Annotated in this window: 18 protein-coding genes, 4 tRNA genes and 1 riboswitch; of the genes, 16 read left to right on the top strand and 6 right to left on the bottom strand. The window is 58.0% G+C overall.

The features are described 5' to 3' along the window. Positions 1-74: 74 nt before the first annotated feature. The 7 genes from ACWKWM_RS10825 (at position 75) to astE (ending at position 7,965) form a co-directional block, all read left to right on the top strand. On the top strand, positions 75-1,295 hold the full coding sequence (locus ACWKWM_RS10825; protein ID WP_483846140.1) for an aspartate aminotransferase family protein: 1,221 nt from the start codon (positions 75-77) through the stop codon (positions 1,293-1,295). 159 nt (positions 1,296-1,454) lie between these two features. Continuing rightward, positions 1,455-2,486: an arginine/ornithine succinyltransferase subunit alpha gene (gene aruF / locus ACWKWM_RS10820; protein ID WP_483837368.1), complete on the top strand. Its 1,032-nt coding sequence runs from the start codon at positions 1,455-1,457 to the stop codon at positions 2,484-2,486. Between the two features lie 105 nt (positions 2,487-2,591). After that, the gene (gene astA / locus ACWKWM_RS10815; RefSeq protein ID WP_483846139.1) at positions 2,592-3,617 is read left to right on the top strand and encodes an arginine N-succinyltransferase; all 1,026 of its coding nucleotides are present in this window, start codon (positions 2,592-2,594) and stop codon (positions 3,615-3,617) included. Beyond that, the gene (astD, locus tag ACWKWM_RS10810; protein WP_483846272.1) at positions 3,614-5,080 is read left to right on the top strand and encodes a succinylglutamate-semialdehyde dehydrogenase; all 1,467 of its coding nucleotides are present in this window, start codon (positions 3,614-3,616) and stop codon (positions 5,078-5,080) included. The genes astA and astD overlap by 4 nt, the downstream gene beginning before the upstream one ends. Before the next feature lie 167 nt (positions 5,081-5,247). Beyond that, the gene (astB, locus tag ACWKWM_RS10805; protein WP_483846138.1) at positions 5,248-6,594 is read left to right on the top strand and encodes an N-succinylarginine dihydrolase; all 1,347 of its coding nucleotides are present in this window, start codon (positions 5,248-5,250) and stop codon (positions 6,592-6,594) included. A 57-nt stretch (positions 6,595-6,651) separates the two neighbouring features. Beyond that, positions 6,652-6,942, top strand: a complete 291-nt coding sequence (locus ACWKWM_RS10800) for a topoisomerase II (RefSeq protein ID WP_483846137.1) — start codon at positions 6,652-6,654, stop codon at positions 6,940-6,942. A gap of 15 nt (positions 6,943-6,957) precedes the next feature. Next, on the top strand, positions 6,958-7,965 hold the full coding sequence (gene astE / locus ACWKWM_RS10795) for a succinylglutamate desuccinylase (protein WP_483846136.1): 1,008 nt from the start codon (positions 6,958-6,960) through the stop codon (positions 7,963-7,965). A 120-nt stretch (positions 7,966-8,085) separates the two neighbouring features. Here astE and ACWKWM_RS10790 read toward each other — a convergent pair whose 3' ends face one another. Then, on the bottom strand, positions 8,086-8,598 hold the full coding sequence (locus ACWKWM_RS10790) for a 6,7-dimethyl-8-ribityllumazine synthase (RefSeq protein WP_483846135.1): 513 nt from the start codon (positions 8,596-8,598) through the stop codon (positions 8,086-8,088). Positions 8,599-8,725: 127 nt separating this feature from the next. After that, positions 8,726-8,884: riboswitch (FMN riboswitch) on the bottom strand. Between the two features lie 184 nt (positions 8,885-9,068). On the opposite strand from ACWKWM_RS10790, the gene ltaE reads away from it, so the two are divergent. The 7 genes from ltaE to ACWKWM_RS10755 all read left to right on the top strand — a co-directional run bounded on the left by ltaE (position 9,069) and on the right by ACWKWM_RS10755 (position 15,059). Beyond that, a complete protein-coding gene (ltaE, locus tag ACWKWM_RS10785; protein WP_483846134.1) occupies positions 9,069-10,073 on the top strand; it encodes a low-specificity L-threonine aldolase in 1,005 nt (334 codons plus the stop codon). Between the two features lie 143 nt (positions 10,074-10,216). Continuing rightward, a complete protein-coding gene (alaS, locus tag ACWKWM_RS10780) occupies positions 10,217-12,835 on the top strand; it encodes an alanine--tRNA ligase (RefSeq protein WP_483846133.1) in 2,619 nt (872 codons plus the stop codon). Between the two features lie 95 nt (positions 12,836-12,930). Continuing rightward, positions 12,931-14,163, top strand: coding sequence for an aspartate kinase (locus ACWKWM_RS10775; protein ID WP_483837376.1), 1,233 nt, complete (start codon positions 12,931-12,933; stop codon positions 14,161-14,163). A 176-nt stretch (positions 14,164-14,339) separates the two neighbouring features. Continuing rightward, positions 14,340-14,528 carry a carbon storage regulator CsrA gene (gene csrA, locus ACWKWM_RS10770; protein WP_002554426.1) on the top strand — a complete coding sequence of 63 codons (189 nt, stop codon included), beginning with the start codon at positions 14,340-14,342 and terminating at the stop codon, positions 14,526-14,528. A gap of 62 nt (positions 14,529-14,590) precedes the next feature. After that, positions 14,591-14,681, top strand: a tRNA-Ser gene (locus ACWKWM_RS10765). Between the two features lie 106 nt (positions 14,682-14,787). Beyond that, positions 14,788-14,864, top strand: a tRNA-Arg gene (locus ACWKWM_RS10760). A 118-nt stretch (positions 14,865-14,982) separates the two neighbouring features. Continuing rightward, a tRNA-Arg gene (locus ACWKWM_RS10755) sits at positions 14,983-15,059 on the top strand. Positions 15,060-15,100: 41 nt separating this feature from the next. Here the strand turns inward: ACWKWM_RS10755 and ACWKWM_RS10750 are convergent. Next, entirely contained in the window at positions 15,101-15,595 is a 495-nt protein-coding gene (locus ACWKWM_RS10750) for a DUF4124 domain-containing protein (RefSeq protein WP_483846132.1), read from the bottom strand. 320 nt (positions 15,596-15,915) lie between these two features. On the opposite strand from ACWKWM_RS10750, the gene mgtE reads away from it, so the two are divergent. After that, the gene (gene mgtE / locus ACWKWM_RS10745; RefSeq protein WP_483846131.1) at positions 15,916-17,358 is read left to right on the top strand and encodes a magnesium transporter; all 1,443 of its coding nucleotides are present in this window, start codon (positions 15,916-15,918) and stop codon (positions 17,356-17,358) included. Positions 17,359-17,485: 127 nt separating this feature from the next. Here mgtE and ACWKWM_RS10740 read toward each other — a convergent pair whose 3' ends face one another. From ACWKWM_RS10740 to ACWKWM_RS10725, 4 genes are all read right to left on the bottom strand, one after another. Continuing rightward, positions 17,486-17,812 (bottom strand): Arc family DNA-binding protein, encoded by a 327-nt coding sequence (locus tag ACWKWM_RS10740; RefSeq protein WP_483837379.1) that lies wholly within the window; start codon positions 17,810-17,812, stop codon positions 17,486-17,488. A gap of 435 nt (positions 17,813-18,247) precedes the next feature. Beyond that, positions 18,248-18,433 carry a PA3371 family protein gene (locus ACWKWM_RS10735; protein ID WP_483846130.1) on the bottom strand — a complete coding sequence of 62 codons (186 nt, stop codon included), beginning with the start codon at positions 18,431-18,433 and terminating at the stop codon, positions 18,248-18,250. Positions 18,434-18,474: 41 nt separating this feature from the next. Further along, a complete protein-coding gene (locus ACWKWM_RS10730) occupies positions 18,475-18,708 on the bottom strand; it encodes a hypothetical protein (RefSeq protein WP_483846129.1) in 234 nt (77 codons plus the stop codon). A gap of 80 nt (positions 18,709-18,788) precedes the next feature. After that, the gene (locus ACWKWM_RS10725) at positions 18,789-19,052 is read right to left on the bottom strand and encodes a hypothetical protein (RefSeq protein WP_483846128.1); all 264 of its coding nucleotides are present in this window, start codon (positions 19,050-19,052) and stop codon (positions 18,789-18,791) included. Here ACWKWM_RS10725 and ACWKWM_RS10720 point away from each other — a divergent pair. Then, positions 19,025-19,101 (top strand) — tRNA-Arg (locus ACWKWM_RS10720). The genes ACWKWM_RS10725 and ACWKWM_RS10720 overlap by 28 nt on opposite strands. Positions 19,102-19,327 lie beyond the last annotated feature (226 nt).

The raw sequence follows: 19,327 nt of genomic DNA, 5'->3' as shown, positions 1-19,327 counted from the left end.
CGGCTGAAAACTGTCCCTACAATCCTTTCATCGCTCGCCAGTTCCAGGCAGGCGTTCCTCTTCAGGAGACTCCGATGTCCGTTGAGCAAGCTCCGGTGCAACGCGCCGATTTCGACCAGGTGATGGTCCCCAACTACGCACCGGCCGCTTTCATTCCAGTGCGCGGTGCCGGCTCCCGGGTCTGGGATCAGTCGGGTCGAGAACTGGTTGATTTCTCCGGTGGCATCGCCGTCAACGTGTTGGGTCACTGCCATCCTGCTTTGGTCAACGCCTTGACCGAGCAGGGCAACAAGCTGTGGCACGTGTCCAACGTCTTCACCAACGAGCCTGCGCTGCAACTGGCCCGTAAGCTGGTCGACTCGACCTTCGCCGAGCGCGTGTTCTTCTGTAACTCCGGCGCCGAAGCCAACGAAGCCGCCTTCAAGCTGGCCCGCCGCGTATCCCACGATCTGTACGGCACTGAAAAATACGAAATCGTCGCGGCGATCAACAGCTTCCACGGCCGCACGCTGTTTACCGTCAGCGTCGGTGGGCAGCCGAAGTATTCCGATGGTTTCGGCCCGAAAATCACCGGTATCTCCCACGTTCCTTACAACGACCTAGAAGCCCTGAAAGCTGCCGTCACTGACAAGACCTGCGCTGTCGTGCTGGAGCCGATTCAAGGCGAAGGCGGCGTGTTGCCGGCCGATTTGTCCTACCTGCAAGGCGCCCGCGAACTGTGCGACAAGCACAACGCGCTGCTGGTGTTCGATGAAGTGCAGAGCGGCATGGGCCGCAGCGGTCATCTGTTCGCCTACATGCATTACGGCGTCACCCCGGACATTCTTTCCAGCGCGAAAAGCATCGGCGGCGGCTTCCCGATGGCGGCGATGCTGACCACCGAAAAGCTCGCCAAGCACCTGTCAGTCGGTGTTCACGGCACGACTTACGGCGGCAACCCGCTGGCGTGCGCGGTCGGCAACGCAGTGATGGACGTGGTCAACACTCCAGAAGTACTGGCGGGCGTGAATGCCAAGCATCAGCAGTTCAAGACCCGTCTGGAAAAGATCGGCGAGCAGTACGGCATCTTCACTCAGGTGCGTGGCCTTGGCCTGCTGATCGGTTGCGTGCTTACCGAGGCCTGGAAAGGCCGCGCCAAGGACATCTTCAACGCTGCCGAGCATGAAGGCGTGATGATCCTTCAGGCCGGCCCGGATGTGATTCGTTTCGCGCCAAGCCTGGTGGTTGAAGAAGCTGACATCGAAGAAGGTTTGAATCGCTTCGAGCGTGCGATTGCGAAGCTGACTGCGGCATAACCGGCGACAAATAACCTGTAGGAGCGAACTTGTTCGCGAGGCGTCCTGCCTGACACATCGCGGTGTCTGGCTCGCCAACAAGTTGGCTCCTACAGGGCGCTTGCTTTTGTTTTCTCTCTCGCCGGACCACCGGCGGATTTTTTCTTTAGGAGTGACACCATGCTGGTGATGCGCCCCGCGCAAATGGCTGATCTGGCCGAGGTCCAACGCCTCGCTGCCGACAGCCCGATTGGTGTCACGTCCTTGCCGGATGACGCCGGCCGCTTGAGCGACAAGATTGCCGCTTCGGAAGCGTCGTTTTCGGCAGAAGTCAGTTTCAACGGCGAAGAAACCTATTTCTTTGTGCTCGAAGACCTGGAAACCAATCGTCTGGTCGGTTGCTCAGGGATCGTCGCCTCGGCGGGCTACTCCGAGCCCTTCTATAGCTTTCGTAACGAAACCTTCGTTCATGCCTCCCGTGAACTGAAAATTCACAACAAGATTCACGTCCTCTCGCAGTGCCACGACCTGACAGGCAACAGCCTGCTGACCAGCTTCTACGTGGTACGCGAACTGGTGGGCACGACCTGGTCGGAACTCAACTCCCGAGGCCGCTTGCTGTTCGTCGCGAACCATCCCGAGCGTTTTGCTGATTCGGTGGTCACCGAAATAGTGGGTTACAGTGATGAAAACGGCGACTCACCGTTCTGGGACGCCATTGGCCGTAACTTCTTCGACCTGAACTACGCCGAAGCCGAGCGTCTGTGCGGCCTGAAAAGCCGGACCTTTCTTGCCGAGCTGATGCCGCATTACCCGATCTACGTGCCGCTGCTGCCGGACACCGCGCAAGAAGCCATGGGCCAAGTGCATCCGCGTGCGCAGATCACCTTCGACATCCTGATGCGCGAAGGCTTCGAGACCGATCATTACATCGACATCTTCGACGGCGGCCCGACCTTGCACGCGCGCGTCTCGGGCATTCGTTCGATCTCCCAAAGCCGCGTGGTGCCGGTCAAGATCGACACCGTCAACAGTGGCGATGCGGTCAAGGGCGGGCGGCCTTATCTGGTTGCCAATGGTCAGTTGCAGGACTACCGCGCTGTGTTGCTGGAGCTCGATTGGGTCCCCGGCAAACCGGTCACGCTCAGTGTCGGGGCGGCTGAAGCATTGGGCGTGGGTGAAGGCGCCAGCGTGCGCATCGTCGCGGTTTGACAGGTTGATTACCGTTGTCCGCCCGCTGAATGACCAGCGCGGACGGCGGATCGCAGGTTAGCGAGTTTCGCCGGTTTCCCAAGGAGGCCGGGTTGAGGAGAAAGCATGATCGTTCGTCCCGTACGCAGCAGTGACCTGACGGCGCTGATCGAGTTGGCGCGCAGCACTGGCCCCGGCCTGACCACTTTACCGGCCAACGAAGAGCGTCTGGCGCACCGGGTCGGCTGGGCGGAAAAAACCTTCCGCGGCGAAGCCGGACGTGGCGATGCGGATTACCTGTTCGTGCTCGAAGACGACGATGAGCGCGTGGTGGGTATTTCCGCCATCGCAGGTGCCGTCGGTCTGCGTGAGCCCTGGTACAACTACCGTGTCGGCCTGACTGTCAGCGCGTCCCAGGAGCTGAACATCTATCGCGAGATCCCGACGCTGTTTCTGGCCAATGACCTGACCGGCAATTCGGAGCTGTGCTCGCTGTTTCTGCGCGATGACGCCCGTACTGGCTTGAACGGTCGCTTACTGTCCAGGGCGCGGATGTTGTTCATCGCCGAATTCCCAGAGTTGTTCGGCAACAAGATCATCGCCGAGATGCGCGGCATGTCCGACGAGCACGGTCATTCGCCGTTCTGGGAAAGCCTGGGTCGGCACTTCTTCAAGATGGAATTCAGCCAGGCCGATTACCTGACCGGCGTTGGCAATAAGGCGTTCATCGCCGAACTGATGCCGAAATTCCCGCTGTACACCTGCTTCCTGTCGGAAGAGGCACGCAACATCATTGGCCGCGTTCACCCGAGCACCGAGCCGGCGTTGGCCATGCTCAAGGCGGAAGGCTTTAGCTATCAGGGCTACGTCGACATTTTCGACGCGGGCCCGGCCATCGAGTGCGAAACCAGCAAGATTCGCGCAGTTCGCGACAGCCAGCCACTGGTGTTGGCCGTGGGGACGCCGGGCGATGACGCGACGCCATTCCTTATTCATAACCGCAAACGCGAAGATTGCCGCGTGACTGCTGCGCCTGCCCGTTTCGCCGCCGGCACGCTGGTGGTTGACCCGCAGACCGCCAAACGCCTGCGCCTGAGCGCGGGTGATCATGTGCGCGCGGTTCCATTGTCTCCGGCTCGGGAGGGTATCTGATGAGCACGCTTTTTATCGCAGGCGCTTGGCAAGCTGGGCAGGGTGAGACTTTCGAGTCGCTCAATCCGGTCACGCAACAGGTGATCTGGTCCGGCCAGGGCGCCAGTGCTGCTCAGGTCGATGCCGCCGTTGTTGCTGCGCGTCAGGCGTTTCCCGCTTGGGCGTCGCTGCCCCTGGAAGAGCGAATCGGTGTGCTCGAAACGTTCGCTGTCAGCCTGAAGGATCATGCCGACGAACTGGCGCGCTGCATCGGTGAGGAAACCGGCAAGCCGCTGTGGGAATCGGCCACGGAAGTGACCAGCATGGTCAACAAGGTCGCGATCTCGATCCAGAGCTATCGCGAGCGCACCGGCGAGAAGAGCGGCCCGCTGGGCGACGCCACCGCCGTGTTGCGCCACAAGCCCCACGGTGTGGTAGCGGTGTTTGGTCCCTACAACTTCCCTGGGCATCTGCCTAACGGTCACATCGTGCCGGCGCTGCTGGCGGGTAACGCCGTGGTGTTCAAGCCCAGCGAACTGACGCCCAAAGTCGCCGAGCTGACCGTCAAATGCTGGATCGAAGCCGGGCTGCCTGCGGGGGTGCTCAACCTGCTGCAAGGCGCGCGGGAAACCGGCATCGCGCTGGCAGCCAACGCGGGTATCGACGGGTTGTTCTTTACCGGTTCAAGCCGCACGGGCAATGCGTTACATCAGCAATTTGCCGGGCGCCCGGATAAAATTCTTGCGCTGGAGATGGGCGGCAACAATCCGCTGATCGTCGATCAAGTGCAGGACGTTGAAGCGGCGGTGTACACGGTGATTCAGTCGGCGTTCATCTCTGCTGGCCAGCGCTGCACCTGTGCCCGTCGCTTGCTGGTGCCGGAAGACGCGTGGGGTGATGCATTCTTGACGCGGCTGGTTGAAGTGAGCGCGACCATTGCGGTGGGCGCGTTCGATCAACAGCCTGCGCCATTCATGGGCTCGGTGATTTCTCTGGCTGCTGCGCAGGCGCTGCTCGATGCGCAGGAACACCTGCTGGCGAACGGCGCTGTGGCGCTGTTGGAAATGACGCAACCGGCCGCGCAATCCGCGCTGCTGACGCCCGGCATCCTGGACGTCAGCGATGTCGCGGATCGTCCGGACGAGGAGCTGTTCGGACCGCTGTTGCAGGTTATCCGCTACGCTGATTTCGATGCCGCGATTGCCGAAGCCAACGCTACGCAATATGGGCTGGCGGCGGGTTTGCTGTCCGACTCCCAAGCGCGCTATCAGCAATTCTGGCTGCAAAGCCGGGCCGGGATCGTCAACTGGAACAAGCAACTGACGGGCGCTGCCAGCAGTGCGCCGTTCGGTGGGGTAGGGGCGTCAGGCAATCATCGTGCGAGTGCGTATTACGCGGCCGATTACTGCGCGTATCCGGTGGCGTCGCTTGAGGCTGAACAGTTGACGCTGCCGGCGAGTTTGACGCCCGGGATCACGATGTAATCCCTGTCTGGCACGAATCCGTGGGAGCGGACCTGTCCGCGAAGAGGCCGGTAGACCAACACATGTCTGTCGGCTGAAAGTCAGTCTTCGCGGACAGGTCCGCTCCCACGGGGCGTCGTATTACACAAAGAATGTGCACATAAAAACAGATCCACGGAGCCTCACCGATGAAATCCTGTGAAGTCAACTTTGACGGTCTAGTGGGGCCTACCCATAACTACGGCGGGCTGTCGTACGGCAACGTTGCCTCTCAGAGCAATTGCCAGCAATCGTCCAATCCCCGCGAGGCCGCGCTGCAAGGCCTGGCGAAAATGAAAGCGCTGATGGACATGGGTTTCACCCAGGGCGTGCTGGCGCCGCAGGAACGTCCGGACGTTGCCGGCCTGCGCACGCTGGGTTTTGGCGGGACCGATGCGCAAGTGATCCAGAGCGCAGCCAAACACGACATGCCGTTGCTGGTCGCCAGTTGCTCAGCGTCGAGCATGTGGGTAGCCAATGCCGCGACAGTCAGCCCAAGCGCTGACACTGCAGATGGCCGCGTGCATTTCACCGCCGCCAATCTCAACTGCAAATACCACCGCAGCATCGAACACCCGACGACCAGCCGCGTGCTGGGGGCGATGTTCGCCAATCAGCAGCACTTCGCCCATCATGCCGCCCTGCCTGCCGTCGCCCAGTTCGGCGACGAGGGCGCGGCCAACCACACGCGTTTCTGCCGTGACTACGGTGAGGCTGGCGTCGAGTTTTTCGTCTTCGGGCGCAGCGCATTCGATACCCGTTACCCAGCGCCGCAAAAGTACCCGGCGCGCCAGACCCTTGAGGCCTCGCAAGCGGTGGCGCGTCTGCACGGCTTGAGCGAGGAGGGCACGGTCTATGCCCAGCAGAACCCGGCAGTGATTGATCAAGGCGTGTTTCACAACGACGTGATCGCCGTGGGTAACGGTGAAGTGCTGTTCTACCACGAGGATGCGTTTCTCAACACCGAGCACATGCTGACCGAACTTCACGACAAACTCAGCCGTCGCGGCGGACGTTTCCACGCCATCTGCGTGCCACGCAGCGAAGTGGCGGTGGAAGACGCAGTCCGCTCTTATCTGTTCAACAGCCAGTTGCTGTCGCGCGAGGACGGCTCGATGCTGCTGATCGTGCCGGAGGAGTGTCGGGGCAACGAGCGCGTGTGGAATTACCTGCAACGCCTGATCGCCGACGACAGCCCGATCGGTGAAGTGAAAGTCTTCGACCTCAAGCAGAGCATGCAGAACGGCGGCGGGCCGGCCTGCCTGCGACTGCGCGTTGCGCTGAATGAAACCGAACTGGCGGCGGTCAACCCAGGCGTTATCATGACCGCCCCGTTGTACGAGACCCTGACGCAGTGGGTGGACAAGCATTATCGCGACCGCATGAGCGAGAACGATCTCGCTGATCCGCAACTGTTGCTCGAATGCCGCACAGCGCTGGATGAACTGACCCGGCACCTTAAGCTGGGCGCGGTCTATCCTTTCCAGATCAATTGAATTTCCGCAGACCTGCGCGCCGTTCGCGCAGGTCTTGAATTAAAGAGAGAGTAAAAAATGACCGACGCCCTGCGTTTGATCCTTGAAGACACCGATGGCACTCAGCTGGAAACTTCCTGCACCCGCGTTGCCGTTATCTGGCAGGGCAAAGAGCTGTGGATTCAGCAAGACGGCCGTGGTCAGCTGCTGATCGGCGTTGACGTCGAAGAAGGCGATGCCGAATACGCCAACCTGCTGCTGCGCCCTCTGGCCACCAATCTGGTCAGCCTGCAACTGGAAATGGAACCTGCGGACGCGGGCGATGACGAAGACGAGCACGTCCACGGCCCCGATTGCACCCACGACTAAGCAGGAACTGCGCCCATGCTCGCACTCGGCAAACTGCTTGAACTGACCCTCGCGGGCGATGAACCGGCAGAGAAAACTCAGCTCACCGTCGAAGGCGTGCGTCTGCGCTGGCTGGCCGAAGGCGCGCTGGAGGTAACACCGCCAGAGGCGCGGGACAATGGCACTGATCTGCTGTTGTCGGCCGGCATCCATGGCAACGAAACAGCCCCCATCGAGTTACTGGATGAATTGATCCAGAGCATCGCACGCGGCGAACTCAAGCCACGCGCACGTCTTCTTTTCCTGTTCGGCAACCCCGAAGCCATGCGTCGCGGTGAGCGGTATGTCGAGCAGGATGTGAACCGTCTGTTCAACGGGCGTCACGAGCAGAGCAGCGGCGCAGAAGCCTTGCGTGCCGGAGAGCTTGAGCGTCTAGCCTCCGGGTTTTTCAGCGAACCGGATCGCGACCGTTTGCATTACGACCTGCACACGGCGATTCGCGGCTCGAAAATCGAGCAGTTTGCGCTGTATCCCTGGAAAGAAGGCCGCCGGCATTCGCGCCGCGAACTGGTGCGTTTGCATGGCGCGGGTATGGAGGCGGTGTTGTTGCAGAACAAACCGTCCATCGTGTTCAGCGCCTACACCTACGACCAGCTGGGCGCTGAATCCTTCACGCTGGAACTCGGTAAGGCGCGGCCTTTTGGGCAGAATCAGTCGGTCAATCTTGCGCCGTTGAGAACGCTGTTGAGCAACCTGATTCGTGGCACTGAGCCGTTGGTGGGTGACGAGATCGACGGGCTCAAGCTGTTCAGCGTTGCCCGGGAGATCATCAAGCGCAGCGACGCTTTCACGCTCAATCTGCCTAACGACGTCGAGAACTTCACAGTGCTGGAGAAGGGCTTTGTGCTGGCTGAAGACGCGTCCAGCTCACGCTGGGTCGTCGAGGAGGAGGGCGCACGCATCATCTTTCCCAATCCAAACGTCAAGAACGGACTGCGGGCGGGGATATTGATCGTGCCGACGACGGATGAGCAGTTGGGGTAGGGGTGGTTACCGGGGCACTGCGGATCTCTGTAGGAGCGAACTTGTTCGCGAGGCATTTCGCCTGATGTACCTCAGCGCTTGCCTCGCTAACAAGTTGGCTCCTACAGAAGTGACTTTGCTTTAGCTTGCCACTTTCTTCTGTGCTTCCGGGCGACGAATCGCGCGCAGTTTGCTCAGGGTGTCAGCAACGGTTTTCGCAGCTTCCTGGCCCTTGTGCACGAAGTGATCAAAGAAGAATTTGTGATGCTCCTCGCCTGCGTGGAAGTGATGCGGCGTCAGTACCACCGAGAACACCGGGACTTCGGTTTCCAGCTGAACCTGCATCAACGCGCTAATCACCGATTGCGCGACGAACTCGTGACGATAAATCCCGCCATCGACCACCAGACCGGCGGCAACGATGCCTGAGTAATGACCGGTATTGGCCAGCAGCTTGGCGTGCAGAGGGATCTCAAAAGCACCGCCGACTTCAAAAAAGTCGATGTCGCTCTCGGTGTAACCATGGTTGGCCATTTCAGCGACGAACCCTTTACGGCTCTGATCGACAATATCCTTGTGCCAGCAAGCCTGGATAAAGGCGACGCGTTCGTTGGGGTGGGCTTTGCTTTTGCTATCGATTGCTGTGGGTTGCATCTGTTCTGTCTCCTGTTTAATTAAAAAACAGGGCGCTTTGGATCGAAGGGGATGCCAGTTTCGGTCGGCCGCTGAACGAGCGTAGTACGCCCGTGGCTGTGCTTTCGACGCGATCCTGTGGTGCCAATCCCGTTCTCTCTTCATCCGGACTATGACCGTCGGCCTCGGGATCACACCGAGTCTGCTGACCTTGTCTGGGCATTGAACCCAACCAAGCGCTCGCGGGCTAGACGCATTGCGCGCCATTACCGCCGGTGGGGAATCGCACCCCGCCCTGAGAACGTTGCCGACATTAATCGTTGTCGGCGGGCAGTTTTTATCACAGTTTTCGCGGATGTGCATGGACGCTTTCTTACAGTGAACCAGACTTTTTCTTATAACGAATCCTTGGAATTGCAGCCTGCTGCCTTGATTATCTTCCCTCAAGACCTCAAAACTGAGGTTCGACATCTTTTTCAGGGAGCTTCTTCGTGACGGTTATCGACCTGCGCAGCGACACAGTGACCCAGCCCACAGCAGCCATGCGCGAAGCCATGGCGCGTGCGCCGCTGGGCGATGACGTGTATGGCGAGGATCCGACGGTCAATCGTCTGGAGTCCTGGCTGGCCGAACGACTGGGTTTCGCGGCTGCGCTGTACGTCCCGACCGGCACCATGAGCAACCTGCTGGGCCTGATGGCGCATTGTGAACGTGGCGACGAATACATCGTCGGGCAGCAAGCGCACACCTACAAATACGAAGGCGGCGGAGCGGCAGTGCTGGGATCAATTCAGCCCCAGCCGCTGGATAATCAGGCCGATGGCTCGCTGGACCTGGATCAGGTGGTCGGCGCGATCAAGGCCGACGATTTCCACTTCGCCCGCACGAAACTGCTGGCGCTGGAAAACACCATGCAGGGCAAAGTGCTGTCATTGGAATACCTCGCCGCCGCGCGCAAGCTCACCACTGAAAAGGGCTTGCAGCTGCACCTGGACGGCGCTCGCTTGTATAACGCCGCCGTTAAACTCGGCGTCGATGCCCAAGTGATCGCGCAGCATTTCGACTCGGTGTCGGTATGCCTGTCCAAAGGCCTCGGCGCGCCGGTGGGTTCGGTGCTGTGTGGCAGCAAAGAGCTGATCGGCAAAGCGCGCCGTCTGCGCAAAATGGTGGGCGGCGGCATGCGTCAGGCGGGCTTCCTGGCGGCTGCCGGGTTGTATGCGCTGGAACATCACGTCGAGCGGCTGGCTGAAGACCATGACAACGCAGCGTTGCTCGGCAAACGCCTGAGCGAGTTGGGGTACGAGATCGAGCCGGTGCAGACCAACATGGTGTACGTGCAGATTGGCGATAAGGCCGACCAGTTGAAGGCATTCTGCGCCGAGCGGGGCATTACTCTGAGCGCCGCACCGCGCCTGCGGATGATCACCCATTTGAATGTCAGCCGCACGCAAGTCGAGCAGGTCGTTGCGGCATTTGCCGAGTTCGCCGGTGCTTGAACGACCGATAATCCAATTGCTTGTTTCTATCGAATAAACACGCTGTACCGAGCGTGCAACGCCTATATAATGCGGCCCTTTGCCGTCGCTACGTCGATGACGTTATGCATTTGCCTCTGGCCGCAGTTCCCGTGGAAGAACCTATGAAAAGCGCAGAAATCCGTGAAGCCTTCCTTCGCTTCTTCGAAGAGCAAGGCCACACCCGTGTAGCCTCCAGCTCCTTGATTCCAGGCAATGACCCAACTCTGCTGTTCACCAACGCAGGCATGAACCAGTTCAAGGACTGCTTTCTGGGTCAGGAAAAACGAGCCTACACCCGTGCCGTCAGCAGCCAGAAGTGCGTGCGCGCCGGCGGCAAGCACAACGACCTGGAAAACGTCGGCTACACCGCGCGTCACCACACCTTCTTCGAAATGCTGGGCAACTTCAGCTTCGGCGACTATTTCAAGCGCGACGCCATCACTTACGCCTGGACCTTCCTCACCGGCGTGCTGAACCTGCCCAAGGAAAAACTCTGGGTCACGGTTTACGCGTCAGATGATGAGGCGTACGACATCTGGACCAAAGAGATCGGTGTCCCTGCCGAGCGCATGGTTCGCATCGGCGACAACAAAGGCGCGCCATACGCCTCCGACAACTTCTGGACCATGGGCGACACCGGCCCGTGCGGCCCTTGCACCGAGATTTTCTACGACCACGGCGCCGACATCTGGGGCGGCCCACCGGGTTCGCCTGAAGAAGACGGCGACCGTTACATTGAAATCTGGAACAACGTGTTCATGCAGTTCAACCGGACTGCCGATGGCGTTTTGCATCCGCTGCCAGCGCCTTCGGTCGATACCGGCATGGGCCTGGAGCGCGTCAGCGCTGTCCTGCAACACGTAAATTCCAACTACGAGATCGACTTGTTCCAGAGCCTGCTGGCCGCTGCCGCCAAGGCGATCGGTTGCAGCAACGACAATCAGGCTTCCCTGAAAGTCGTGGCCGACCACATTCGTTCGTGCGGCTTCCTGATTGCCGACGGCGTTTTGCCGTCCAACGAAGGCCGTGGCTACGTGCTGCGCCGGATCATTCGTCGCGCTTGCCGTCACGGCAACAAGCTGGGCGCTTCCGGCAGCTTTTTCTATCAGATCGTTGCAGCGCTGGTCGCCGAAATGGGCGACGCGTTCCCGGAACTGAAAAACCAGCAGTCGCACATCGAGCGCGTACTCAAAGGTGAAGAAGAGCAGTTCGCCAAGACCCTGGAGCAGGGCCTGAAAATCCTTGAGCAGGATCTGGCCGAGCTCAAAGGCACCGTCGTGCCAGGCGATGTGGTGTTCAAACTCTACGACACCTACGGTTTCCCGATGGACCTGACCGGCGACATCGCCCGCGAGCGCAACCTGACTCTCGATGAGGAAGGTTTCGAACGCGAGATGGACGCGCAACGGGTTCGCGCACGTTCTGCCAGTTCGTTCGGCATGGACTACAACAGCCTGGTCAAGGTCGATGTGGCCACCGAATTCACCGGCTACAAAGCCACTGCCGGTGACGCGAAAATCGTTGCTCTCTATAAAGAAGGCATTGCGGTCGAGCAATTGAACGAAGGCGAGGATGGCGTCGTCATCCTTGATCAGACGCCGTTCTACGCCGAGTCCGGTGGCCAGATTGGCGACAGCGGCTATCTGACCGCGGGCGACGTGCGCTTTGACGTCAGCGACACCACCAAAACCGGCGGTGCGTTCCTGCATCACGGCGTTCAGGTGTCGGGCAGTTTGAAAGTCGGCGCAACGGTCAGCACGCAAGTCGCGGCCGAAGTGCGTCAGGCCACGTCGCTGAACCACTCTGCTACTCACTTGCTGCACGCCGCGTTGCGTCAAGTGCTGGGCGATCACGTTCAGCAGAAGGGCTCATTGGTTGACAGTCAGCGTCTGCGTTTCGACTTCAGCCATTTCGAGTCGATCAAACCTGAGCAGATCAAGGCGCTGGAAGACATTGTCAACGCCGAAGTGCGCAAGAACACCCCGGTCGAAACCGAAGAAACCGATATCGAGACCGCCAAGAAGAAAGGCGCCATGGCGCTGTTTGGCGAGAAGTACGGCGACAACGTGCGCGTGTTGAGTATGGGCGGTGATTTCTCCGTCGAGCTGTGCGGCGGGATTCACGCTAATCGCACCGGCGACATCGCGCTGTTCAAGATCATCAGCGAAGGTGGCGTGGCCGCTGGCGTGCGTCGTATCGAAGCGGTTACCGGCGCTGCGGCTCTGGCCTATCTGAACGGCGCCGAAGAACAACTCAAGGAAGCCGCGACGCTGGTCAAAGGCAACCGCGACAACCTGCTGGACAAGCTTGCGGCTGTCATTGAGCGCAATCGTCTGCTGGAAAAACAACTGGAACAATTGCAGGCCAAAGCGGCCAGCGCAGCAGGCGACGATCTGTCGTCCTCTGCGGTGGATGTCAACGGCGTCAAGGTCCTCGCTGCCCGTCTCGACGGTCAGGATGGCAAGGCGCTGCTGGCGCTGGTCGATCAGTTGAAGAACAAGCTCGGCCGCGCAGTGATCCTGCTCGGCAGTGTGCATGAAGATAAGGTCGTCCTCGTTGCCGGGGTAACCAAGGACCTGACTGGCCAACTCAAAGCCGGTGATTTGATGAAACAAGCGGCCGCCGCCGTGGGTGGCAAGGGTGGCGGTCGTCCTGACATGGCACAAGGCGGTGGCGTTGACGCCTCTGCACTGGACGCAGCGCTTGCGCTGGCTGTTCCGTTTGCCGGGCAGGGTATTTAAGTCGATCTCCCGGAACCCGCTGCCAGTCAGCGGGTTTTGACATTAGAGGTCGAAGAAGTTTAATGGGCGCCCACACGGGCTGAGGCGGCTTTGAGATGGCTTTAATCGTACAGAAATTTGGCGGCACCTCGGTGGGCTCGGTCGAGCGCATCGAGCAAGTGGCCGACAAAGTGAAAAAATTCCGCGAAGCAGGCGATGACCTGGTGATCGTGCTTTCGGCCATGAGCGGCGAGACCAATCGCCTGATCGCGCTGGCCAAACAGATCAATGATCAACCGGTGCCTCGTGAGCTGGACGTGATTGTGTCCACCGGCGAGCAGGTGACCATTGCGCTGTTGGCGATGGCACTGATCAAGCGTGGCGTGCCGGCGGTTTCCTACACCGGTAACCAGGTTCGCATCCTGACCGACAGCGCGCACAACAAGGCGCGTATTCTGCAGATCGACGATCAGAAAATTCGCGCCGACCTTAAAGCCGGGCGAGTGGTAGTGGTCGCAGGTTTCCAGGGTGTCGACGAGAACGGCAACATCACGACCCTGGGTCGCGGTGGTTCAGACACCACGGGCGTGGCGCTGGCCGCAGCGCTCAAGGCGGATGAATGCCAGATCTACACCGACGTCGATGGTGTCTACACCACTGACCCGCGTGTGGTCTCTTCAGCTCAGCGTCTGGACAAGATCACCTTCGAAGAGATGCTGGAAATGGCCAGCCTCGGTTCCAAGGTGCTGCAGATCCGCGCGGTCGAATTCGCCGGCAAGTACAACGTCCCGCTGCGCGTACTGCACAGCTTCAAAGAGGGTCCGGGCACCCTCATTACCATCGATGAAGAGGAATCCATGGAACAGCCGATCATTTCTGGCATCGCTTTCAATCGCGACGAAGCCAAGCTGACGATCCGTGGCGTGCCAGACACCCCGGGCGTTGCGTTCAAAATCCTCGGGCCTATCAGCGGCGCGAACATTGAAGTCGATATGATCGTGCAGAATGTTGCGCACGATAACACCACCGATTTCACTTTTACTGTGCACCGCAATGACTACCAGGCTGCCCTGCAGGTCCTGGAAAACACCGCCAGCGAAATCGGCGCGCGTGAAGTCAAGGGCGACGCCAAGATTGCCAAGGTTTCCATCGTCGGTGTCGGCATGCGTTCCCACGCGGGCGTTGCCAGCCGCATGTTCGAATCCCTGGCCAAGGAAAGCATCAACATCCAGATGATCTCGACGTCGGAGATCAAGGTGTCGGTCGTGATCGAAGAAAAGTATCTGGAGTTGGCGGTGCGTGCATTGCACACCGCGTTTGAACTGGATGCTCCTCGCCAAGGCGAGTAATGCCTACAAGAAGGGCGCGGATTAGGCGCCCTTCGCTTTTTTTGATGCGCGCAAGAATTCTGATTGTCCCGGCGCCCGTCAATACTCAGGTGTGACCTCTGCTGATTCTGGCTCGGGCCGTTGCCTGTTCGTTATGCAGACTGTTGTCCCTGAATGTAAGGCGTGAGGAGAAAAGTATGCTGATTCTGACTCGTCGGTGCGCTGAGAGCCTGATCATTGGTGATGGTGAAATCACAGTGACCGTGCTGGGCGTAAAAGGTAACCAAGTGCGAATCGGTGTCAATGCGCCCAAGGAAGTGGCTGTTCACCGCGAAGAGATTTACCTGCGGATAAAGAAAGAGAAGGATGAAGAACCAAGCCATTAATTTTTATTGAATTTTCGGTTTGCAAACGGGGAAAAGGGTGGTTATTATACGCCCCGTGTTGCGGAGAGCTGGCCGAGTGGCCGAAGGCGCTCCCCTGCTAAGGGAGTACACCTCAAAAGGGTGTCGGGGGTTCGAATCCCCCGTTCTCCGCCATTATTTGCGTAGTACGTTGTTTCTGGCTTGATCCGTAAGTGTTTGAATTTACTGGAAAAAGCGCTTGACCAAAGGATTCGACGGCCTATAATGCGCGGCAACAAATGCACTCGTAGCTCAGCTGGATAGAGTACTCGGCTACGAACCGAGCGGTCACAGGTTCGAATCCTGTCGAGTGCACCATTTAAGAGTTGTTTATAGCAATATAAGCAACTACTTTTGAAAGAGCCTGGCTTCAACAGGTATTAGCTTAACCGCTAATGTTTTTCCCAGTGGCGATCTGGTTTAACAAGCACCATCTGCACTCGTAGCTCAGCTGGATAGAGTACTCGGCTACGAACCGAGCGGTCACAGGTTCGAATCCTGTCGAGTGCACCAACAAACGAAAAGCCCGCATGAAAATGCGGGCTTTTTGCTGTCTAGCGTTTTCCTTTTACGCAGCCATTCTCGTCGAACGTTACTTGGTTGCTGCGACCTTTCTTCTGGTTGTACACGTAACGTTCTTCGTCATTGCGACTGATGATCTTGTCCGGTTTGCCGAGCATGCTTTCCACATCCCGCTTAGTCATGCCGGCAGGGGTCTGCAGATTGATGATCGCTCGTCTTCGTTGATCAGCGTTCAAGCGATTGCCGCAGCCATCGTCGCGCTGTCCTACAACAACCAGGTCCTTTGGCGTGCTGGTCGCTGATTGAGTGCTACGAGAGGTCGCCTCGGCAGAAGGCAGGTAACTCGCTGGCGTACCGGGCGGGGCGTTGAAGGCTTCCTGCAATTCCAGCACCTGACCTTCCGGGCAGCCAAGCGTAGTGAAGGTGACTTTTCCGGCTTCGTCCTCACAGCGATGCACTGTGGTGGCGAGTGCGCAAAGTGGCAGCATCAGCAAACTGCTGAAGATCAGCGGGCGAGTAGGTAGCATTCTGCGTCCTCCGTGACGGGTGTCCGGGCAGACTAGTCAGAGGATATTCGTGACGCGAGCGTGTTTTTCTCTCGGGATGTGACGCCGTAGCAATAACGACTCGGACACTCGTTAAGATTGTGTTGCAACCGATTGTTCCAAGGTGAATTTTTAGCGTGCAGTTCCAGCAAGCGGTGTATGATTGCGCCCGTCAGCCTCGCCGGGGCTTATGGAATACCTCCATGGACTTACCCAGTAGTTACTCTGAATTAAGTTGCACCAATCAAGAATCGACTGATTGATCTCTCGGCGTGTTCCACTGCTGGGAGTGGAGTTCGCCTATGACCGAAGTAGAAGTAAAAAAAACGCAGGACAGCCTTCAGGATCGTCTCGCTCAAGTTATCGATTTGCTGCAGCGCCAGCGGGTCGTCGAAGACCTGACGCATCGCCAGGAAGGCCAGCACCAGGACCGGGTTGAAAAACTGGTTCACCGGCAGAATCTCGTAGAGCTGCAACGCAAGCTCGAAGACCTTCACTCTGCCGACGTCGCCTATATTCTCGAAGCGCTCCCCCTTGAAGATCGTCTGACGGTCTGGCAACTGGTCAAGGCCGATCGCGACGGCGACATCCTTCTCGAAGTATCCGATTCCGTTCGTGAAACCCTGATCGCCGACATGGACGATCACGAGTTGCTGGCCGCCGCCAAAGAAATGGACGCGGACGAACTCGCTGACCTTGCGCCTGAATTGCCGCGCGACGTCGTTCACGAATTGATGGAAGCCCTTGACAGCCAGCAGCGCGAACGTGTGCGCTCGGCCTTGTCCTATAACGAAGATCAGGTCGGCGCCCTGATGGACTTCGAGATGGTGACGATCCGCGAGGATGTCAGTCTCGAGGTCGTGCTGCGGTATTTGCGTCGTCTTAAAGAACTGCCTGGTCACACCGATAAGTTGTTCGTCGTCGATTATGACGGCGTGCTCAAGGGTGTGCTGCCGATCAAGCGTCTGTTGGTCAATGACCCGGACAAGCAAGTGGCCGACGTCATGGCCAATGATCCGGTGAGTTTCCACCCGGACGGCGATGCGTATGAAGCTGCGCAGGCGTTCGAGCGCTACGACCTTATTTCCTCTCCGGTCGTGGATAAGAATGGCAAGCTGATTGGCCGTCTGACCATCGACGAAATGGTCGACCTGATTCGCGAGGAGAGTGAGACCGAAGTTCTCAACATGGCCGGTCTGCGTGAAGAGGAAGATATCTTCGCATCGGTATGGCGATCCCTGCGTAACCGCTGGGCATGGCTGGCTGTAAATCTGGTAACCGCGTTCATTGCTTCGCGGGTTATCGGGCTGTTCGAAGGCTCCATTGAAAAGCTGGTAGCGCTGGCTGCACTAATGCCTATCGTGGCGGGGATTGGGGGCAACTCTGGAAATCAAACCATCACTATGATCGTACGGGCCATGGCGCTCGATCAGGTCAGCACCGGCAACACCTCGCGATTGATGCGCAAGGAACTGGTCGTGGGTTTGATCAACGGTCTGGTTTGGGGCGGAGTGATCGGTATCGTCGCGTACCTGCTGTACGGCAGTTGGTCGCTGGGCGTGGTGATGACCGCTGCCATGACGCTTAACTTGCTACTCGCTGCGCTGATGGGGGTGCTGATCCCAATGACCCTGGCACGGCTTGGCCGTGATCCGGCCATGGGCGCCAGTGTCATGATTACGGCAATGACCGACAGTGGAGGTTTCTTTATCTTCCTGGGTCTGGCCACGATCTTTCTGCTTTGATGCAAGCACAAAAAAACCGCCCTTAAAGGCGGTTTTTTGTTATGCACAATTTAACTAACTAAATAAAAAACGTGCGCACAAAAAAGCCAGCTATATGCTGGCTTTTAAGTCTCTGGGTAGCGTCAGCTTATTCGCCGTCGTTAGCCAGGCTGGTGTCATGAGCGATAAGTGAAACCAAGGCGTTCTGTTGACGATGTGCAAGCTGGCGGAAACGTTGGAGCAGTTCGCGCTCGTGCAGCGACAGCTCAGGGCTGTCAAGGCGCAGGGTAGGCTCGTCGCCCAGTGCGCCTTCTTGGATAAGACTTTGTTCCAAACGAGCAATGATTTCCGAATTCATGCTGCGATGATGTTGCTTGGCGACGTCCGCGATACGTTCGCGCATGCCTTCTGGAAGGCGGACAACAAACTTGTCAGCTGTGCGACTTGAATAATTGGCCTGTTTCATAGGGCTCATATATTTAACCAAATTAGTTCAAAGAGGGAGGCGGTTCTAGCATTGGCCGCAAGATGTCATCCTGTGACTGTCATTTTGGCGAAATGTTCAACCAGCCAACAAATGGGGCCGCCATAATGCATCACTCTGACGGATCCTTGGCGTCAAATCTGTGACAAATATTGAACCACGTAAAGGCGTATAGCCAGCACAAAATGTCAGGAATGCGTTCCAGTATGCAAAGTTCCTACGTACCGCTGATCGCATGCCGACGCCATGATCCCACAGAAAGCGTGCTGTGATGGCTATCTGTCTTCAGCGTAGGTGGGTACTGAGAAATTATCGAGAACGCAGGCAAGAAAGAGACGAAGGGTCTTTCTTGAGGGTGGCGGGGTATTTTGGCGAGAGGCGAACGTATCGCGGCAAGATGTTGTGCCCTTGGTGCCCGAGTACAAATCAGCGCAGCACAGGATCAAACTTTATTCTTCTTCCCAATACCAGAGCGACAACGAACAGAACGGCGAAAACGCCTGCGATGGACTTAACCACCAAGCTGAAGGTGTCCATGGATGGGGATAGCAGCTGGTCCACGGCAAGAGCCATGATGGTCAGGATGAAAAACGATAATGCTGCTTTGGACATGGCGCATCCCTTGAAAGTAATTGAGCTGATAATTTTTGTATTCAGAATACCCAGCGCTGCGAGCGATCGACGCTGATCGGTGCGTCGGCATCATTAGCCAGCATCGCATCAGCACGTTGCACCTGCGTCGAGGCAATGCGCGGAGCCTGCTTCATCAGGTAGTGCGGTTGAGCCTGAACGGCGACATTCTCGGTTTTGCTGCCATCATCATGGAAGTGGAAAGCAACCAGTGCGACCAGCGCCATGGCGTTCAGCAAGGAGAGTGTCTTATTCATCTCAAGGTACCTGCGGCTAGCTTGGAGTTTGTTCTGAAGGGAAATTCCTACAAGGAGATAGTGCACGCTGCATGCCATGATTATCTTAGAAAAATATCCTTTAAAATCAGTTGGATAGGAATGGGCTCGACGCTCCTCCCATTGCACATTGCAATGATGTCATTTTGGGGTGTTGCAAATTGCACGATGATTTTCTGAACTACTTGCGTCAGGCGGTGTACTACAGCCTTGGGCGCCAATGACGACATGACAAAACCATGGCGTGCCGTTAACATGCACGCCGTTCTGTTGGCGCCGCCCTGCGTGCCGACCATGTGTCCCAGTAGCTCAATTGGATAGAGCATCCCCCTCCTAAGGGGAAGGCTGGCAGTTCGAACCTGCCCTGGGACACCATATTGTTCGCATCGCCGTCACTCTCCATTTAAGTACCCTTTTGCCTTCAAGGCCTTCTCTACAGTCTATCTTCAGTTGCGGGCATCTCCCTGCACTGACTTTTACTCCTGCCCCCACATTAAAAAAACTTAATACGATTGCTGCTGAATTGATTCAGCACCTGCGGTAGGTTGTCGCACATATACCTATTAGATCTGCTCCTACCGCGCCGTATTGCCTGAAAGGT

The sequence above is a fragment of the Pseudomonas rosaeacicularis genome (assembly GCF_057128745.1).
The sequence above is the reverse complement of the archived record's forward strand: the minus strand, read 5'-3'. Positions and strand labels throughout refer to the sequence as shown.

Bases quoted from the DNA above. Each gene is read 5' to 3' on its own strand.
- ACWKWM_RS10825 (WP_483846140.1), top strand. From the start codon at position 75: ATGTCCGTTGAGCAAGCTCCGGTGCAACGCGCCGATTTCGACCAGGTG.
- aruF (WP_483837368.1), top strand. From the start codon at position 1,455: ATGCTGGTGATGCGCCCCGCGCAAATGGCTGATCTGGCCGAGGTCCAA.
- astA (WP_483846139.1), top strand. From the start codon at position 2,592: ATGATCGTTCGTCCCGTACGCAGCAGTGACCTGACGGCGCTGATCGAG.
- astB (WP_483846138.1), top strand. From the start codon at position 5,248: ATGAAATCCTGTGAAGTCAACTTTGACGGTCTAGTGGGGCCTACCCAT.
- ACWKWM_RS10800 (WP_483846137.1), top strand. From the start codon at position 6,652: ATGACCGACGCCCTGCGTTTGATCCTTGAAGACACCGATGGCACTCAG.
- astE (WP_483846136.1), top strand. From the start codon at position 6,958: ATGCTCGCACTCGGCAAACTGCTTGAACTGACCCTCGCGGGCGATGAA.
- ACWKWM_RS10790 (WP_483846135.1), bottom strand. From the start codon at position 8,598: ATGCAACCCACAGCAATCGATAGCAAAAGCAAAGCCCACCCCAACGAA.
- alaS (WP_483846133.1), top strand. From the start codon at position 10,217: ATGAAAAGCGCAGAAATCCGTGAAGCCTTCCTTCGCTTCTTCGAAGAG.
- ACWKWM_RS10775 (WP_483837376.1), top strand. From the start codon at position 12,931: ATGGCTTTAATCGTACAGAAATTTGGCGGCACCTCGGTGGGCTCGGTC.
- csrA (WP_002554426.1), top strand. From the start codon at position 14,340: ATGCTGATTCTGACTCGTCGGTGCGCTGAGAGCCTGATCATTGGTGAT.
- ACWKWM_RS10750 (WP_483846132.1), bottom strand. From the start codon at position 15,595: ATGCTACCTACTCGCCCGCTGATCTTCAGCAGTTTGCTGATGCTGCCA.
- mgtE (WP_483846131.1), top strand. From the start codon at position 15,916: ATGACCGAAGTAGAAGTAAAAAAAACGCAGGACAGCCTTCAGGATCGT.
- ACWKWM_RS10740 (WP_483837379.1), bottom strand. From the start codon at position 17,812: ATGAGCCCTATGAAACAGGCCAATTATTCAAGTCGCACAGCTGACAAG.
- ACWKWM_RS10735 (WP_483846130.1), bottom strand. From the start codon at position 18,433: ATGTCCAAAGCAGCATTATCGTTTTTCATCCTGACCATCATGGCTCTT.
- ACWKWM_RS10730 (WP_483846129.1), bottom strand. From the start codon at position 18,708: ATGAATAAGACACTCTCCTTGCTGAACGCCATGGCGCTGGTCGCACTG.
- ACWKWM_RS10725 (WP_483846128.1), bottom strand. From the start codon at position 19,052: ATGCTCTATCCAATTGAGCTACTGGGACACATGGTCGGCACGCAGGGC.